The organism is Microbacterium sp. 10M-3C3 (assembly GCF_003931875.1).
Taxonomy (GTDB): Bacteria; Actinomycetota; Actinomycetes; order Actinomycetales; family Microbacteriaceae; genus Microbacterium.
On record NZ_CP034245.1, the window covers coordinates 1083056 to 1100692 of the forward strand.

At 72.3% G+C, this 17637-nt stretch carries 14 protein-coding genes; all 14 read left to right on the forward strand.

What is annotated here, in order from left to right:
- Positions 1 to 6 precede the first annotated feature (6 nt).
- The 14 genes from EI169_RS16535 to EI169_RS05175 all read left to right on the forward strand — a co-directional run bounded on the left by EI169_RS16535 (position 7) and on the right by EI169_RS05175 (position 17586).
- Complete coding sequence (locus EI169_RS16535; protein WP_164515438.1) at positions 7 to 549, forward strand: hypothetical protein; 543 nt, start codon at positions 7 to 9, stop codon at positions 547 to 549.
- The gene (locus EI169_RS05115) at positions 542 to 2209 is read left to right on the forward strand and encodes a serine/threonine-protein kinase (protein WP_164515439.1); all 1668 of its coding nucleotides are present in this window, start codon (positions 542 to 544) and stop codon (positions 2207 to 2209) included. Before EI169_RS16535 ends, EI169_RS05115 begins: the two co-directional genes overlap by 8 nt.
- Before the next feature lie 174 nt (positions 2210 to 2383).
- Positions 2384 to 3433 (forward strand): phosphate ABC transporter permease subunit PstC, encoded by a 1050-nt coding sequence (pstC, locus tag EI169_RS05120; RefSeq protein ID WP_125131378.1) that lies wholly within the window; start codon positions 2384 to 2386, stop codon positions 3431 to 3433.
- A 1-nt stretch (position 3434) separates the two neighbouring features.
- Positions 3435 to 4760, forward strand: a complete 1326-nt coding sequence (gene pstA, locus EI169_RS05125) for a phosphate ABC transporter permease PstA (protein ID WP_125131379.1) — start codon at positions 3435 to 3437, stop codon at positions 4758 to 4760.
- The gene (gene pstS / locus EI169_RS05130) at positions 4757 to 6367 is read left to right on the forward strand and encodes a phosphate ABC transporter substrate-binding protein PstS (protein ID WP_205783877.1); all 1611 of its coding nucleotides are present in this window, start codon (positions 4757 to 4759) and stop codon (positions 6365 to 6367) included. The genes pstA and pstS overlap by 4 nt, the downstream gene beginning before the upstream one ends.
- A 196-nt stretch (positions 6368 to 6563) precedes the next feature.
- Positions 6564 to 9092, forward strand: a complete 2529-nt coding sequence (locus EI169_RS05135) for a hypothetical protein (RefSeq protein ID WP_125131380.1) — start codon at positions 6564 to 6566, stop codon at positions 9090 to 9092.
- 67 nt (positions 9093 to 9159) lie between these two features.
- Entirely contained in the window at positions 9160 to 10290 is a 1131-nt protein-coding gene (locus EI169_RS05140; RefSeq protein ID WP_125131381.1) for a substrate-binding domain-containing protein, read from the forward strand.
- A gap of 25 nt (positions 10291 to 10315) precedes the next feature.
- Entirely contained in the window at positions 10316 to 11362 is a 1047-nt protein-coding gene (locus EI169_RS05145; protein ID WP_125131382.1) for a hypothetical protein, read from the forward strand.
- A gap of 113 nt (positions 11363 to 11475) precedes the next feature.
- On the forward strand, positions 11476 to 12567 hold the full coding sequence (locus EI169_RS05150) for a DUF916 domain-containing protein (protein ID WP_164515440.1): 1092 nt from the start codon (positions 11476 to 11478) through the stop codon (positions 12565 to 12567).
- Between the two features lie 28 nt (positions 12568 to 12595).
- Positions 12596 to 13375 (forward strand): hypothetical protein, encoded by a 780-nt coding sequence (locus tag EI169_RS05155; protein WP_164515441.1) that lies wholly within the window; start codon positions 12596 to 12598, stop codon positions 13373 to 13375.
- Complete coding sequence (locus tag EI169_RS05160) at positions 13372 to 14358, forward strand: sortase (protein ID WP_240640644.1); 987 nt, start codon at positions 13372 to 13374, stop codon at positions 14356 to 14358. Before EI169_RS05155 ends, EI169_RS05160 begins: the two co-directional genes overlap by 4 nt.
- Positions 14359 to 14376: 18 nt before the next feature.
- A complete protein-coding gene (locus EI169_RS05165) occupies positions 14377 to 15345 on the forward strand; it encodes a phosphate ABC transporter ATP-binding protein (protein ID WP_240640645.1) in 969 nt (322 codons plus the stop codon).
- Positions 15342 to 16166: an LmeA family phospholipid-binding protein gene (locus EI169_RS05170; protein WP_125131385.1), complete on the forward strand. Its 825-nt coding sequence runs from the start codon at positions 15342 to 15344 to the stop codon at positions 16164 to 16166. Before EI169_RS05165 ends, EI169_RS05170 begins: the two co-directional genes overlap by 4 nt.
- Before the next feature lie 133 nt (positions 16167 to 16299).
- Positions 16300 to 17586: an aspartate kinase gene (locus EI169_RS05175; RefSeq protein ID WP_125131386.1), complete on the forward strand. Its 1287-nt coding sequence runs from the start codon at positions 16300 to 16302 to the stop codon at positions 17584 to 17586.
- Positions 17587 to 17637 lie beyond the last annotated feature (51 nt).

Below are 17637 nucleotides of genomic sequence, written 5' to 3' on the forward strand. Positions count from 1 at the left end.
GAACCCGTGAGCGCTCCGCTCCCGGCACGTCCGGCTCACCCGGCCCGGATCGTGCTCGACACCTTCCGCTCGGCCTACGACCCGATGCTGCACTCCTGGCTGCGCTTCCGCGCGCACATCGTGCCCGAGGCGGGCGCCTCGGCGGTCACGGCCGTCGTGCCCGACGACGTGAGCGCGCCGCGCAGCCAGTACGGCGTGTGGCGTCTGCTCGCGACGAACAACCGCGAACTGGCGCGCGGTGTCGCGCTCCACGCGTCGCCGGGGCTGGCGCTCGTCGACGCCGAGGTGCTGCAGCAGGGAAGCGCCGCGCTGACGACGCACATCGTGCGCGGTGCGTCGTCGACGGCGCATGGCTGGCTCCTGCGGCGCGAGGGCGTCGCGGCGGTCATGTGCGCGCGCTGGTACGAATCGGCGGCGGACGCCGCCGCGGCGGCGCGCGGCGTGCGCGCGGTTCTCTCGGACGCGGTCATCGTCCGCAGCGTCAACATCGGCACGCGCTCGGGGCGGCGTCATCGCCACGCCGTGGTGCCGATGGATGCCGTTGGCTGACGCGCCGCCGGGGGGCGAGTCGCCGCTCGTCGGCGGCAGGTTCCGCATCGTCGGGCTGCTCGGCGCCGGCGCGACGGCCTCGGTGTACGAGGTGTGGGACGTCGCCGCCGGTCGCCCCGCGGCGCTGAAGGTGCTGCATCCGCACCTGGCGGGCGATCAGGCCGCCGTCGCGGCGTTCCATCGCGAGGCCCAGGTGATCGCGCGCGTGCGGCACCCGGCGCTGTGCGGCGTGATCGCCTGGGGGCCGCGGTCGGCCGAACCCGTCGCCGAGGCGTGGACGGCGTGGGACCTCGCGCCGGGCCGCACCCTCTCCGAGATCGTCCGGACGGAGGGACCGCTCGACGCGGTGTCCGCGGTCGCCGTCGCCGCGCGCGTGCTCGACGGGCTCGCGGAACTGCACGCGCACGGACTCGTGCACCGCGACGTGTCCCCGGCGAACATCGTCGTCGATCGCGCGCCCGACGGCACGGTGCGCGGCGCCCGGCTCGTGGACTTCGGGCTGACGGATGCCGCGGGCGAGCACACGCGCGGTGCCGACGTGCTGCGCACCGCCGCCGGCGACGGTGTCGTCGGCAACGCGTTCTACGCCGCGCCCGAGCAGCTGCGCGGGCTGCCCGTGGGTGCCGCGGGTGATCTGTACGCCGTCGCGGGCGTCGTGTACTTCGCGCTCGTCGGGGCGGCGCCTTTCGCTCGCGATACGACCGAGGCGACCGTGGCGGCGGCGCTGGACGCGCTGCCGCCGACGGCGTCGGTGCACGCGCCGGGCGTGCCGCCGGCGATCGACCGGGCCCTCGTCCGCGGCCTCCTGAAGGAGCCGCACGCGCGATTCACGGATGCGGCGGAGATGCGTGCGGCGCTGGAAGCCGCCGTCGCCGCCCGCCCGGCGGCCGAGGGCCGCGAGGGGCGCACCCGCGTCCTCGCCCCGACGGCGCCGCTTCGGTCGCACCTCTCCGACACGTCGCCCGCGGCCGAGCCGGCATCCGCGCCCGCACCGCCCGCCACCCGATCGACGTCGCCGTGGCTGTGGGTGCTGGCCGCCGCCGCGGTCGCGGTGGTCGTCGCCGTGGCGGCGTCGACCCTCCGTCCTCCCGCGGTGCCCGCCGACGCCGCCGACGGGCCGGCGCCGCTGGTCTCGGCGCCGACGCCGACGCCGGCCGCTCCGTCGCCCACCGCGGCGCCGACCGTCAGCGCACCGTCCGCGGTTCCCGCCGACACGCCGGTGCCCGAGCTCGCGGGACTCACGCTCGAGGCCGCGTCGGCGGTGCTTCGCGAGGCCGGGCTCGCGCCCGGCGCCGTGGCGTCTGCCGACGGGACCGACCCCGCCGGCACGGTCCTGTCGTCGACGCCCGGTGCCGCGGTCGCCGTGCCGCTCGGCTCGGGCGTCGATCTCGTCGTGGCGACGGGCGCCAACGCCGTTCCCGCCGCCGTCGGGGCGTCCGAGGGCGATGCGGTGGCCGCGATCCGGGATGCCGGGTTCGTTCCGCTCGTCGTGCGTGCGCAGCGGGCGGGGGCACCCGGCGCGGTCGCCGCCGTCCGCCCGGCGGAGGGATCCCGGCTGCCGCTGGGCAGTTCGGTGGAACTCGTCGTCGTCGACGCGGGCCCCTCGCCGTCTTCGACGCCGCGCGCCTCCGCCACGCCGACGCCCGACCCGACCCCGTGACGCCCCTCGCTCAGCCCCGCGCAAGGCGTCCTTCGCACGCTCGTCGCCCGTTGTTCATCTGGCGCCCGGACGATGTGCGGGACCGGATGGAACCCGCCGCCGGTCGCTCTGCTCAGGAAGCCCGATGAGTCGACACCCGCGCGTCGCCGCGCGCCGCACGCCCGGCGCGCCCGCATGACCGGAGCCGGAGCCGGCGCCGACGAGCTCACCGCGCTGCTCGAGCCGCCCGAGCCGCCTCCTGTGACCGCGGGCGCCCGCGCACGGGCGCTCGTGTCACGGCCGTCCGCCGGCGATGCCGTCTTCCGCACGCTTGCGTACTCGGCAGGCGGGATCACCGTGGCCATCATGCTCGCGGTGGGCTTCTTCCTGACGATCCGCGGCGCCGACGCCCTCTCGGTCGCGGGCCTGTCGTTCTTCACGACGCAGGAGTGGTCCCCCGAGACCCGCACGTTCGGCATCGCGGCGGTCCTCGCCGGCACCGTCACGATCGCGCTCGTCGCGATGTGCTTCTCGGTGCCGCTGGCGACCGGCACGGCCCTCCTCATCTCCGAGATCGTGCCGCCGCGCTTCCGCTCGGTGCTGATCTCGCTCGTCGATCTCATGGCCGCGGTGCCGAGCGTCGTCTACGGGCTGTGGGGCCTGTTCTTCCTTCAGGAGAACGTCATCCCGGTCGCCGAGTGGATCTCGTACTACTTCGGCTGGATCCCCGTCTTCGCCGTGACGGGCGCCGACGGCCAGCGGCTGACGGACGCGAGCCAGTTCACATCGTCCGCCTTCATCGCGGGCATCGTCGTCGCACTGATGGTGGCGCCGACGCAGACCTCCGTGATGCGCGAAGCGTTCTCCCAGGCGCCGGTCGGCGAGCGAGAAGGCGCGCTCGCCCTCGGGTCCACGCGCTGGGGGATGATCCGCACGGTGGTCATCCCGTTCGGCCGCGGCGGCATGATCGGCGGCACGATGCTCGGTCTCGGGCGCGCCCTGGGCGAGACGATCGCGGTCTATCTCATCATCTCGCCGATCTTCACGATCAACTGGCAGGTCCTGAAGACGGGCAGCAATTCCGTCTCGGCGCTCATCGCACTGCGCTACGGCGAATCGAGCGATTTCGGCCTGTCCGCGCTCATGGCCGCGGGCCTCGCACTGTTCATCATCACGCTCGTCATCAACTTCACCGCATCCACGATCGTGGCGCGCTCGCGCTCCGGCGCGCAGAGCGAGGGCTGACATGACCCCCGACGAAACGCTCACAACCGTGCTCGCCGCCGACGCGGTCGCCCCGGATGCGCCGACCCGACCGGCGCTCGACGGGTGGAGCCGCCCCGTCGCGCCCCGCACCTTCCGCCCGCAGCCCGGTGACGATCCCATCGGGCCGCCTCGGCGGATCCGCGGTGCCGCGGCCGAGGACGCCTTCAACGTCGTGGGCGCGCTGGGCGCGGCTGCGGCAGTGGCCACGCTGCTGTTCGGTTGGTTCACGCCCATGACGGGCGCGGTCGGGTGGGCCGTGGTCACGTACCTGTCGTTCGTGGTGATCTATGCGCTGCTGGTCGCCCTGCGCGCCGACGCCCAGGAGGTCGCCGACCGGGTCATGACGGCGCTGCTGTACAGCGCGGGCGCGATCCTGATCGCGGCCCTCGTCTTCGTCGTGTGCTTCGCGGTGTTCCGCGGGTTCCCGGCGCTCGTGAACCTCAACTCCTTCGTGCAGACCATGGCCTCGGCCGGCCCGCTCGACCCGCTCAGCGTCGGCGGCATCGCGCACGCGATCGTCGGCACGCTCATCCAGATCTCGATCGCCCTCGCCATCACGGTGCCGCTGGGCATCGCGACCGCCGTGTTCATGAACGAGATCGGCGGCCGTTTCGCCCGTTTCGTGCGCACGATCTCGGACGCGATGACGGCGCTGCCCTCGATCGTCGCGGGACTGTTCGTGTACTCCGCGGTCATCCAGCTGATCACGCACGAGCGCTCGGGGTTCGCCGCGTCGCTCGCGATCACCGTCATGATGCTGCCGATCGTGATCCGCGCGGCGGACGTCGTGCTGCGGCTCGTGCCGGCGAACCTGCGCGAAGCCTCCTATGCGCTCGGCTCTTCGCGCTGGCGCACGGTGTGGCACGTCGTCCTGCCCACGTCCCGCTCGGGCCTGGTGACGGCGGTCATCCTCGGTACCGCGCGCGGCATCGGCGAGACCTCGCCCGTGCTGCTGACTTCCGGCGTCACGGCGTACTTGAACGTCAATCCCTTCTCGGGGCCGATGATCTCGCTGCCGCTGCAGGTCTTCGACTTCGTCAAGTCGCCCGAGCCCACGATGATCGCCCGCGGGTTCGGCGCCGCCGCCACGCTGATCCTCCTCGTCCTGCTGCTGTTCATCGTCGCGCGCATCATCGGCGGCAAGGGGCCGGGGCAGCTGAGCGACCGTCAGCGCCGGGCTCGGGTGGCGCGCTCGCACGACGATCTGCGCCGCATCGAAGCGAGGCACCGCGTGCCCGCCCCCGCCGACGACTCCGCGCCCGCATCCGCCTCCGCCGCCCCCTCCGCACCGAAGGACCCGCAGTGATCCGCCGCATCCGCCCGCTCCTCGCGGCCACCGTCGTCGCCCTCCTCCTCGCGACGGGCCTCACCGCCACCGCTCCGGCACCCGCGCAGGCGGCCGACGGCTGGGCGTCGATCACGGGCACGGGCTCGACGTGGTCGCAGAACGCGCTCGACCAGTGGCGCCGGAACGTCGACACCAACTACGGCATGAAGGTGAACTACACCGGTGTCGGCTCGTCCGCCGGCCGCCGCGACTTCATCAACGGCTCGGTCGACTTCGCGATCAGCGAGATCCCGTTCCAGTCGCGCCCGGAGGACGGCTCGCAGCCCGAGGTGCCGCGGTCGGGGTACGCCTACATGCCCATCGTCGCGGGTGGCACGGCGTTCATGTACAACCTCAAGATCGGCGGCAAGCGCGTGACGAACCTGCGCCTGTCGGGCGCGGTCGTCACGCGGATCTTCACCGGCGGCATCACCACGTGGAACGACCCGGCCATCCAGGCCGACAACCCGGGCCTGGCGATGCCCGACCGGCCCATCACGCCGGTGGTCCGCTCCGACGGCTCCGGCTCGTCCGCGCAGTTCACGCTGTGGATGTCGAAGCAGCACGGCGACATCTGGACGCGGGGGATGACCTCGCAGTTCCCGACCCCGCCCAACGGCAAGGCCCAGAACGGCTCGCTCGGCGTCGCCGGATACGTCAGCCAGGACTACGGCGAGGGCGCGATCACGTACGTGGAGTACTCGTACGCGGTGAAGTCGGGGTTTCCGGTCGCGAAGATCCTCAACTCCGCGGGGTACTACATCGAGCCGACGGCCCCGTCGGTCGCGGTCGCGCTGCTGCGCGCCCAGATCAACACCGACCCGAACTCGCCGGACTACCTCACGCAGATCCTCGACGGCGTATACAACAACGCCGACCCGCGCACGTACCCGCTCTCGAGCTACTCCTACCTGATCGTCCCGACCCAGGTGGCGGGCATCTTCACGCAGGACAAGGGCCGCACCCTCGGCGCGTTCGCCGAGTACGTGCTGTGCGAGGGGCAGCAATCCGCGACCGTGCTGGGGTACTCGCCGCTGCCGATGAACCTCGTGCTGGCCGGCTCCGACCAGATCAAGCGCATCCCCGGCGCCAACACGGGCGGCATCGACATCAACAAGTGCAACAACCCGACGTTCAAGCCCGGCGACTCGCCGTCGAACAATCAGCTCGCCGTCTCCGCACCGCAGCCCGCCGCATGCGACAAGCAGGGGCCGGACCAGTGCACGTCGGGGACGGCCGGCTCGGCGGGCACCGACACGCCCGTGACGGGCTCCGGGTCGGGCGGCTCGTCGGCCGAGGCCGGGGGCGGTGCATCCGGCGCCTCGGGAGGCACGGCCGCGGCGGGCGATCCCGCGGCGGCGCCGGCGGCGGGAGACGCCGTGTACGACGCAGACGGCAACCTCGTCTCGGGTGGCGTCGGCGGCACCGCTGCGGTCGCCGCGTCCGTGCCCTTCACCGTCGCCGACGACGGCTCATGGAAGGCGCCGCAGTACCTCATGCTGGCGGCGGGGCTCCTCCTACTGGGCGCGATCCTCGTTCCTCCGCTGACCTCTCGGCGCTTGCGGAAGGGCTCGACGAGGAGCTGACGACGATTCGGGGAGGCGGCCGTCCGGCCGCTTCCTCGGCATGCAAAAAATACCGGATCAGACTGTCTTTCCTATCACTGCGCCGAAGGCCATGAGCACGCGGTCCGTCGTTGGCGGATCGTTCATCCCGATTTCACGACCCGCCCCTAATTTCATCGCTGGCGGCACGATCTGCCGCCCCAATCTGGAGAATCCCGTGCGTACTGCTCTACCCGAAGGGCGCGCCGCGCGAGGCGTGCTGTCCGGTGTCGCCGGCGCCCTCGTCGGCGGTCTCGTGTTCGCCGCGCTGTCGATCGGCGGCGTCGCCGCGGCAGCCCCCGCGGCCGCCGACGACAGCACGGCCGCGACCGTCACCGCGAAGGGATACGACAGCGACTGGGAGGACTCGCCGTTCCCCGACCTGTCGGTCACGGTGTCGCAGACCAAGGGCCTGGTCGCGCAGGGGGTGGAGATCAGCTGGAGCGGCGGCAAGGAGTCCACGCCGCCGACGCAGCAGGCGGGAGGGCAGAACTTCCTGCAGTTCGCGCAGTGCTGGGGCGACGATCCGCAGCATCCCGGGCAGCCCGATCGCACGACGTGCCAGTACGGCGCGTTTCTCACGCCCGGCGCCACGCGCGACGGCACGCGGTCGGAGGGGAGCGTCGCCGACGAGGACGCCGGCGACACCGTACCGGCCGCCGGCTTCCTCGAGCCCGCCTACACCGCGATCCCGTTCCGCTCGGCGACCGGCGACACCGTCGACGCCGTCGTCGACGGCAGGCGCGTGCCCGGCGTCGACGTGAACACCAACCCGTTCTTCACGCAGTACACCTCGAACGAGATCCCGTGGGCCGGCACCGGCGCCGACGGCACGGGCAGTGCGAAGTTCGAGGTGCAGACGGTCGTGCAGTCCCGAGGTCTCGGATGCGGCGCCCGCACGAGCGACGACCCGAGCGCCACGAGCGGCAAGCCGTGCTGGCTCGTGGTGATCCCGCGCGGTGTCTCGGACGCGGGCGAATCGTCCAATGTCAGCTCGGGCCTGTTCTGGGACAACTGGAAGCACCACCTCGCGATCAAGCTCGACTTCCGCCCGGTCGGCCTGAACTGCGCCATCGGCGCCAGCGAGCGCCAGATCGTCGGCAGCGAGCTCATCGCGGGCGCTGTGGCCTCATGGCAGCCCGTGCTGTGCGGCTCGTCGGGGGGCAGCATCTACACGCTCCTGACGAGCACCGAGAGTGACGCCGTGGCCGCCGCCAACGCCGCCGGCGCCGACACGCCGCTCGCCCTCACGTCGCTGCCGCTGGCGGGGGAGGAGGACGATCGGCTCGTCTACGCACCGATCGGCCTCACCTCCGTCGTGGTCAGCTTCGCGATCGACCGATTCCCGAAACAGGACGGGACGGTGCCCGCCGACGAGCTCGCCCGGGCTGGCCTGCCCCTGACCGACATGAGGCTCACGCCGCGTCTCATCGCGAAGCTGCTGACCTCGTCGTATCTCGACGCGCTGCCCTACGCCGCCGACCGCACGCATCTCGGCAAGAATCCGCGCAACCTGCTGTACGACCCCGACTTCCTGGCCATCAACGACCCGGCGTGGGCGCAGCAGGCGATCGCCGGCGTCGGCGTGTCGGACATGCTGCTGCCCCAGGGGCGGTCGGACGTGGCGCAGCTGCTGTGGCGGTACGTCATGGCCGACGCCGACGCGCGCGCGTTCCTCGCCGGCACGCCCGATCGGTGGGGCATGGTCGTCAACCCCTACGCGAACACGGACGCCGCGAAGAACCCGACGCAGACCGGGTTCACGCTGCCCCGCGACAGCTTCCCCAAGCCCGACCCGGTCGAAGTGCCCGCGGTGCCGGGCGGGCCGGCCGCGATCAACGCGGTGACGTGGCGGCCCTACATGAACGACCTCGACAGTGCGGCCTATGCGACGCTGCGCGGCGACGGCCAGGCGCTCAGCGCGTGGGATCCGTTCGGCAATCCGCCGCGCTACACCCGCAGCCCGCGCAACCTGCCCGGCTCGCAGGCGGTTATCGCGCTGACCGATGGCGCCGCCGCGGAGAAGTACCAGCTCGTGACGGCGGCGCTGCGCAACCCCGCCGGGCAGTTCGTCGCGCCGTCGGACGACGCCCTGGCCGCCGCCGCCGCCGCGATGACCGCGTCGCCGTCGCAGCCGCAGGTGCGCTCGTTCGACGCGACGTCGGCGGAGGCCGCCGGCGCGCGGGACGCCTATCCGCTCGCCGTTCCGGTGTACGCGGCGGCGAGCCCGTACCTCACGGACGCCGCCGCGCGCCGCAGCTATGCCGGCTTCATCCGGTACGCCGCCGGCGACGGCCAGGCGCCCGGCGTGCAGGCGGGCCAGCTGCCCGCCGGCTACGCGCCGCTCCCGGACGGCTGGCGCATCCAGTCCCGCGCGGCGGCTACGGCGCTCGAGAACGGGCTCACCGCGTCGACCGCGAGCCCGAGCCCCGCTCCCGCGGCGGGATCCCTCTCGCCGGCGACCGGTTCGCTCCCCGCGGGCTCGTCCGCCGGGGGCGCTCCGGCCGCCGCGGCGGCTCCATCCTCCGCCGGCGGGAATGCCAACCCGACGGCCGACGGCGCGGTCGCCGGGGCGCTCGCGGGAGCCAAGACCGACTCCGATCCGGATGCCGGCGGCCTGCCGTTCGCTCTGCCCCTCAGCCTCCTCGCCGCCCTGGCCGCGGCGGGCGTGGCCGTGTTCATCCCACGCCTGCCTCGGCGGTCGTAGGGCCTTCCGACTTTCCTTCCCGAATCACCCGCAGTTCCACCCACATCACACAACAGATAGGTCATCAGTGAAGATCAAGAAGATCGCCGCACTCGGTGCGGTCGTCGGCGTCGTCCTCGCGGGCGCCGGCCTGGCATCGTCGGCCTCGGCCGAGCCGGTGTCGAACAGCTACGCGATCGTCGGGTCCGACACGCTCCAGGACTCGATGAACGCGCTGAGCAACGGCACCACGGTGTCGGGCGCGAGCGTGCGCATCCTCGCCGCCGGTCAGACCGTCGGCAACTTCGACGCATTCGGGTCGGCCGCGATCCAGACCAAGCCCGGCGGCGTGTACTTCGCGCGGCCGAACGGCTCGGGCTCGGGCCGCGACGCCCTCCGCGCGTCGGTGAGCGGCGCCAACTGGTCGGTGGCGAACAATGCCACGCCGGCGCGTGTCATCACCAACCAGGTCGACGTCGCGCGCAGCTCGAGCGGCCCGGGCACCAACGCCAACGCCGACGGTCGCCTTCTCTATGTGCCGTACGCGCGCGACGCCGTCGCGTACGCCTACAAGGGCGGCACCGCCGCGTGGGCGAACCTCACCCAGGCTCAGCTCAAGCAGATCTACGACGGCACGATCACCTCGATCGACGGCGTCCCCGTCACGCCGCGACTGCCGCAGGCGGGCTCGGGCACCCGCACGTTCTTCCTGAACGCCCTCGGCTACTCCGGCAGCGCGCCCACGGCGCCGGCCGTCAACGACACCGGCAACACCACGCCGGAGAACGACGCGACCGTGCTCGGAGACAACCAGATCATCCCGTTCTCGGTGGCGAACTGGGTCGCTCAGGCCAACAACGTCTCCGGCGTCAACACGGTCGCCGCGGCTCCCGCGGTGCAGCTCGGCTCGCCCGTCGCGGGCCAGGTGCCCTTCACCGGCACGGCGCCGAACCTCGTGCCGAGCTCTGGCTTCTACTCCAACACGACCTTCGGGCGCGACACCTACCTGATCGTCGAGCGCGCGAAGGTGCAGTCGAGCTTCACCTACACCGGCGCGCCGGCCTTCGACCCGGTGCTCGCGGGTCTCGTCGACTCGTCGAAGACCACCTCGTTCACCAACTTCTCCACCGCTCCCTTCGCCCCGGGCGCCGTCAAGCGCAAGTTCGGCTTCCTGGCGCCCCTGTCCACCGCTCCGATCTCCGCGTACGCCGCGGGCTGATCCACCACCTCGAAGGAACACACTCATGAAGATCTCCCGCAAGGTGAAGGCCGGCCTCGCCGGTGCCCTCGCCGTCGCCATCGTCGCCGGAGGCGCAGTCTCCAGCGCCTCGGCGGCCGACACCTCCGCTCCGCCCTCGCTCGAGGCCATGTACCTGTGGAACAACGACGAGACGTTCCTCACCAACACCTCGGTGATCGGCTGGGGTCAGCAGGTCCTCGGCTACCCGAAGGACACGAACTTCACCGACTACGACGCGTACTTCACGGGAACCCCGAACGCGCAGGCGGTGTACGTCTTCCTGTCGCCGCGCGGTGACGAGCTCGACCCGACGAAGTGGGTGTCGAAGGCCATCAACGGCTTCGCCGACCCGGCCGCCAAGACGGTGCTGACGCCGAACCTGGCGCCGGAGAACACCGCCGGCGTCAACCTCGCCGCGGCGAAGGCGAACGGCGGTCAGTTCTCGCTCGGCCTCGCCTACACCGACGGCAACGCCGCGGCCGTGTACGGCGTGACGTTCGTCCACATCACGGTGCAGCCCGGCGGCAACTACACGTACGAGCCGACCGTCCCCGCCGCGACTCCGCCCGCCGGTGGTCAGTCGAAGGACATCGACATCTCCGCGACCGTGCAGGAAGCACCCGGTTCCCTCACCTTCACCGTGCCGACGACCTCGGTGACCCTCGCCACCGCGATCAACGCGACGACCCAGCTCTCGGAGTCCACCGGCTCGATCTCGGGTATCGAGGTGTCGGACACGCGCCGCACCGCCGACCGCAAGGGCTGGGACCTGACCCAGTCCGTCGCGAACTTCACGTCGGGTGGCAACACCATCGACAAGAAGAACTTCGGTGTCGCGGTCACCAAGACCGGTGGCGCGGCGGCGGCCTCGGCCGCCGCTCCGCAGGTGGCCGGCTCGGCGACCTATCCGTCGCCGTTCGCCTCGTCGACGGCGGGCGTCTCCACGGAGCCCACCACGCAGCTGAAGGCCGACCTGAAGCTCGTCGCCCCCGCCGGCACCCCCGCCGGTACCTACACCTCGAAGCTGACGCTCACGCTCGTCTCGAAGTGACCCCAGGGAGGGGCGGCGCCGACCGGCGCCGCCCCTCTCCTCGTACGACCCTCGTTCACACCTCGTTCAGCACGGCGCAGTCCCGCCGTAAGCCCTTCCTGCGGAGATGTATCGTGCAGTTCTTCCGGACCGCGGCGCGCCCGAACGCCCGCCTCCTCCCCGCCCTGGCCGCGCTCGCCGCAGCCCTCGCCGGCGTGCTCGCCCTCGTGTCTCCGGCGGTCGCCGACGAGCAGGCCCCCACCGATGAGATCGGCATCTCGGCGCAGCCGCAGGCAGGGGACGGCCCGCTCCGCACACGATTCGACTACACGGTCGCGCCGGGCCAGAGCCTCGACGACGCCTACGTCGTGCGCAACGAGGGTTCGGCCGCGCAGACCTTCACGGTGTACGCGACCGACGCCTTCAACACCGACGACGGCGCCTTCGCCCTGCTCGAGGGTGGTGTCGCGCCCTCGGATGCCGGGTCATGGGTGGCGTTCTCGGGCCAGCCGTCGGTGCAGGTCGACCTGCAGCCCGGCGAGACGGCGACGATCCCCTTCACCGTCCGCGCGCCCGACGACGCCTCCCCCGGCGACCACGCCGCGGGCGTCGTCGTCTCGGTGCAGTCGCCCGACGGGCAGGTGCTCGTTGACCGCCGCCTGGGCACGCGGCTGTACGTGCGGGTGCCGGGCGAGCTGCAGCCCAACCTCACGATCGCGGGCCTGTCGTCGTCGTACACCCCGAGCCTGAATCCGTTCGCGGGGGAGACGACCGTCACCTTCACGGTGCGCAACGCCGGGAACGTCGCCCTGTCCGGTCAGCTGAAGACCGACGTGCGGGGCCTGTTCGGCATCGCCCTGGCCGCCCCGGTCGCACAAGAGGTGTCGGAGATGCTGCCCGGCAGCACGCGCACGATCACGACGACCGTGCCGGGCGTCGGCCAGTGGGTGTTCCTCAACCCGGTCGTGACGCTGTATCCGGCGGTCGACGCCACGGCGCAGAACCCCGGCCCGCTCGTGAGCGTCACACGCGACGCCGTGCTGTTCGTCGTGCCGTGGGCGCTCCTGCTCCTCGTGGTGATCGGGCTTGCGGTGTGGGCGCTCGTGTGGGCGAGCCGCCGGCGCAACGACCGTCGCGCGCAGGCGTGGCTCGCCCACACCGAGGCCGAGGCCCGCCGCAAGGCCGAGGCCGAGCGCGAGCCGGTCGGCGCCGAGCCGAAGGCGTGAGCGCACCGTGACCCGTCCCGTGCTCCGGATGCGGCGCCCCATCGCCGCACTGGCCGTCGCGGCCGCGCTCGTGCTCGCCCTCGCCGCACCGGCGACGGCGGCCGGCGGCGTGCAGTGCCCCACTCCGGCGCCGAGCGCGTCGTCCGCGGGGGAGGGCATCGGCCTGTCCGCCGTCGTGTGCGGCCCTGCGGCCTCCGGCTCGACCGGCGGGACGAGTGGCGGCGCCCCTTCCGGAACGGGCTCTTCCGGCACCAGCGGCGGCTCCCGCGGCGCCACCGGATCGACCGGCGGCGCACCCTCGTCCGTGTCGCCTTCGCCGTCGACCCCCGCGGTGTCGCTGGACGACGTCGACCTCGGCGGCATCCTGTCGATCGGCGGTCTGTCGACCGGCAGCTCGCCGTCGGCGAACCCCTTCAGCGGCGAGGTCCAGGTGTGGTTCACGGTGCGGAACATGTCGCATTCGACGATCGACCTGACGGCGGATTTCTGGATGGAGAACGTCTTCGGCGTGCGGATCGCGACCATCGACGGCGTGGACGTGTCGAGCCTCAAGCCCGGTGAGACGCGCACCGTGAGCGCCGACCTGCCCGGTGCGGGACAGTGGACGGTGCTCACGACGCACGCGCGCGTGAACCCGCCGGCCGAGGTCGACGGCACCGAGCTGTCGTCGCTCACGCGTGACGCGACGGTGTTCGTGCTGCCGTGGCTGCTGGTGCTGCTCGCCGCACTCGCCGCGCTCGCCGGGATCTGCGTCCCGCTCGTCCGTCGCGAGCTGATCGCCGCCCGCCCCGTGGCGGCGACGCCGTGACGCTCACGGAGGAGCCGCGCACCGACGCCGGCGACGCGGGCATCCGGCGCTCGCGTCCGCCCCGCGTGCCGCGCCCGCCGCGCGCGCCCAAGCCGCCCAGCCGGCCGCCGCGACCGCCGAAGACGGTCGTGCCGCTCACCGCGACCGAATCCCTCGTCCGCGCGATCGTCGCGATGATCTCCGCGCTCGGGCTCCTGTTCGTGCTCAACGTCGTCGCTTTCAGCCACGTTCAGCACCTCGTGGCCCAGCAGCGGCTGGGGGACGAGTTCCGCGCCCAGCTCGAGGCGGGCACGGCGCCGGTGAGCGAGGGCACCTTCGACGACAAGCTGCTGCGTGACGGCGCACCCGTCGGCATCCTCGAGATCCCGCGTCTCGGTCTGTACGAGATCGTCGTCGAGGGATCCTCATCGGCCGAGACGGCTCAGGGTGTGGGGCACGAGCGCGACAGCGTGCTGCCCGGCCAGAGCGGCGTGAGCAAGCTCCTCGGACGCTCCGCCGCGTTCGGCGGCCCGTTCTCGGGCATCCAGAGCCTCAGCCCCGGCGACGCCATCACGGTGCGCACCGGCCAGGGACTGCAGGAGTTCCAGGTGATGGGCGTGCGCTACGCGGGCGACCCCAAGCCGCCCGACCTGAAGCCGGGCGAGAGCCGGCTCATGCTCATGACCGCGCGCGGCGCGCCGTACATCCCGACGGGCATCGCCTACGTCGACGCGCGGCGCGTCGACCAGGGTGAGCCTCGCGGTCCGAGGCTCACGGTGCCGGCGACGCTGCCCGACGCCGACAAGCCGATGGCGACCGACACCACGACGCTATGGGCGCTCGTCTTCGCGCTGCAGTTCCTCATCGCAATCGAGATCGCCGCGGTGTGGGCGTTCCGCCGCTTCGGCGCCCAGCGCACGTGGATCGTGTTCGTCCCCGTCCTGTTGCTCGCCGGGTTCCTGGTCGCGAACCAGGTCACCCTGCTCCTGCCCAATCTGCTCTGATTCCCGAAGAGGCTCTTCATGTCGGACGACATCACCACCGTCATCGGTTCGACGCCGGCTCCGGCCGGCGATACGACCCAGATCATCCCGCCGGTGTCCGAGAGCAGCGCCCGACGCCGCCGGGACCGGGAGGGGTACGCCGCGGCACCCTCGACGCCGGAGTACCCGGCGGCCCCGCTCCCGACGACCGAGATCTACTCGTCGCCGCATCCGCTGGCCACCCTCGAGGCGCGCAAAATCACCGCGTGGTTCGGCGACCACCAGGTGCTCGATCGCGTGTCGCTCACGATGCCCGCTGGGCAGGTGACCGCCCTCATCGGGCCGTCCGGATGCGGCAAGTCGACGTTCCTGCGCATCCTCAACCGCATGCACGAGCTCGTGCCGTCGGCCTCCCTCGCCGGCGAAGTGCTCCTGGACGGCGACGACATCTACGACGCGAAGCGGCGCCTCACCGACGCGCGCAAGGACATCGGCATGGTGTTCCAGAAGCCCAATCCGTTCCCGGCGATGTCGATCTACGACAACGTCATCGCGGGTCTCAAGCTCACCGGCGTCCGTGCGAGCCGCGACGAGAAGGACCATCTGGTCGAGCGGTCGCTGACCTCGGCCGGCCTGTGGAAGGAGGTCAAAGACCGCCTCCGGGCGCCCGGAGGCGGTCTGTCGGGCGGCCAGCAGCAGCGTCTGTGCATCGCGCGCTCGCTCGCGGTCAAGCCCAAGGTGCTGCTCATGGACGAGCCATGCTCCGCGCTGGATCCGACCTCGACCCGCGTGATCGAGGAGACCATGGGCGAGCTGCAGCACGAGGTGACGATCGTCATCGTCACGCACAACATGCAGCAGGCGCAGCGCGTGTCGCAGCAGTGCGCCTTCTTCCTCGCGTCGCAGGGTCAGCCCGGGCACATCGTCGAGCACGGCGACACCGCCGCGATGTTCGAGTCGCCGAGCGACCCGCGCACGTTCGACTACGTCAACGGCCGGTTCGGATGACCCTCCTCGACACGCGCACCGAGGTGCTGCCGCCGCGTCCCCTCCTCGAGGCGGAGCAACGACAACGCGGCCCTCTCCGCCTCGTCGTGACGATCGTGGCGAGCGTGCTCGTCCTCGTCGTCCTCGTCGCAGCGCTGGCGGAGTGGATCGTCCGCTCCGACGTCGAACGACGAATCGCCGACGCCTTCCGCACCGGTCTCGGGACGCCGACGAGCCAGCACGTCGACGTCGCCATCGCCGGCCTCGTGCTGCCGCAGCTCCTCACGGGACGGATCGGCGAGGTCACGCTGTCGTCCCCCGACCTCAACATCGGACCGATGGCCGCGGATGTCGCCGTCACCGTCGTCGACGTGGCGCCGCTCGGCCCGGCCGACGACGCCGAGCTGCGCATCGTCGCGGGAGAGGTGCGCGTCGGCTCCGATCAGGCGTCCGCCATGTTCGTGCCCGACGGCGGCACCGGAGCCGTGCGCATCGCCTTCCGCGGCGCTGACATGGTCCTCGACGCCGACATGACCGTGGCCGGGCAGAGCGTCCCGTTCCAGGCCGCGGTCACCCCGTCGCTCGAGGGAGGCCGCGTGATGTGGACGCCCGCGTCGGTGACCATCGGCGGAACGATGATCACCCCCGCCGACCTGACCGCCCGTCTGGGCGCCGACGCCGCGGCCGCGCTGGCCCCCACCTCGGTGTGCGTGGCGGACGTCCTTCCCGCAGGAATCCGCCTGCGCGACCTGGCCGTCCGCGACCAGCATCTCGTGTTCGGCATCGACGGCTCGTCCCGCCTGAACGCGCGGGGAGTCCGCGCGGTCGGCGGGTGCGGCTGAACCACACCGCAGCCGGGACAGCGGGCCGCGCATGCCGTAACACCCATGAGCGGCTGAATAAGATGGGCCGTCGGGCGCCGCATCCGGTCGCCCCCGCCGCCCGCCCGGGGCGGCTCGTCCCAGGAGATCCATCGTGGCGTTGATCGTCCAGAAGTACGGCGGTTCGTCGGTCGCCGACGCCGAGAGCATCAAGCGCGTCGCCAAGCGCATCGTCGACACGCGCCGCGCGGGCCACGAAGTGGTCGTCGCGGTCAGCGCGATGGGCGACACCACCGACGAGCTGCTCGACCTCGCCGGCCAGGTCGCGCCGATCCCCGCCCCGCGCGAGCTCGACATGCTCCTCTCGAGCGGAGAGCGCATCTCGATGGCGCTGCTGGCGATGGCGATCCACTCGATGGGCTTCGAGGCGCGCTCGTTCACCGGCAGCCAGGCCGGCATGATCACGGACGCCACGCACGGCGCCGCGCGCATCGTCGATGTCACGCCGGTACGGCTGCGCGAAGCGCTCGACGAGGGCGCGATCGTCATCGTCGCCGGGTTCCAGGGCTTCAATCGCGACACGCGCGACATCACCACCCTCGGCCGCGGCGGATCCGACACGACCGCCGTCGCCCTCGCCGCGGCGCTGAACGCCGACGTGTGCGAGATCTACAGCGACGTCGACGGCATCTTCACCGCCGACCCGCGCGTCGTGCCCAAGGCGCGCAAGCTCGGCCGCATCTCGAGCGAGGAGATGCTCGAGCTCGCCGCCAACGGCGCCAAGGTCCTCTACATCCGCGCGGTCGAGTACGCGCGGCGTCACGGCGTGCTCATCCACGCCCGCTCCACCTTCAGCTCGAGCGAGGGCACGTGGGTGCTCGACCGCTCCCGCACCTCCGACCTCATCCCCGAGGGAGATCCCATGGAAGAGCCGATCGTCGCCGGGGTCGCCACCGACCTCAGCCAGGCCAAGATCACCGTCATCGGCGTGCCCGACGTGCCGGGAAAGGCCGCGCAGATCTTCACGATCGTCGCGAAGTCCGGTGCCAACGTCGACATGATCGTGCAGAACGTGTCGGCCGCGGCCACGAGCCGCACGGACATCTCGTTCACGCTGCCGAAGACGGATGCGGCGACCGCCCTCAAGGCGCTGGCCGCCGAGCAGGCGGCCGTGGGCTTCGAGAGCCTCGTGCACGACGACCAGATCGGCAAGCTGTCGGTCGTGGGCGCCGGCATGCGCACTCACTCGGGCGTGTCGGCGACCCTCTTCGAGGCGCTGAGCGTCGCGGGGATCAACATCGAGATGATCTCGACGTCGGAGATCCGCATCTCCGTCGTGCTCCGCGGCGACGACCTGGCCGCCGCCGCCCGCGTCGTGCACACCGCCTACGGCCTGGACGGCGACGTCGAGGCCACGGTCTACGCCGGCACCGGCCGCTGACCGGCACATCCGCCCGGCGCTTCGCGCGTCGATAGAATCGCGGGACACCCG